This window comes from Oceanospirillum sediminis (genome assembly GCF_014164585.1).
GTDB classification, from domain to species: Bacteria; Pseudomonadota; Gammaproteobacteria; order Pseudomonadales; family Halomonadaceae; genus Oceanospirillum; species Oceanospirillum sediminis.
This window is the reverse complement of record NZ_JACJFM010000163.1, coordinates 1-417: the sequence shown is the minus strand read 5'-3', so window position 1 is coordinate 417 and position 417 is coordinate 1. Positions and strand designations below refer to the sequence as shown.

Below are 417 nucleotides of genomic sequence, written 5' to 3'. Positions count from 1 at the left end.
AATAATATCAAGATGTTTTAGTCCAAAAATCCGAGTTAAAACAGAAACCATCTTTCCGCTATGGTGGCGAAAAAGATGGTCTATCAATTGGTGTTCCATTAACGGTCAAATACCATTACTTCTCTAATTTCTACAGTACCATCCAAATCGTAATCCGGGAAATCCTGTGCAATTTTTTCAACCGCATCAAAGTTCTCAGCCTCAACGGTGTAATACCCGCCAATAACCTCTTTCACTTCAGCCGAAGCTATATCAGTTACCGTTCTGTTTTTCCCAGAAACGCGTCTTATTTGTGGTGTTAAAGCCTCACCGCCTCTTAAAATTCCGGCATCTTTCATTTTGTTACCCCAAGCAAACCACTTGCCCATGCGCTCCTGTAATTCTTCAGGTGAAAGACCTAATGCCGCGTAATCGGCT

1 protein-coding gene is annotated in these 417 nt (G+C 41.7%); it reads right to left on the bottom strand.

Annotation, left to right across the window (positions count from 1 at the left end):
* Nucleotides 1-98: 98 nt before the first annotated feature.
* On the bottom strand, nt 99-417 hold a 319-nt coding region (locus H4O21_RS28250), incomplete at its 5' end, for a YciI family protein (protein WP_182812497.1).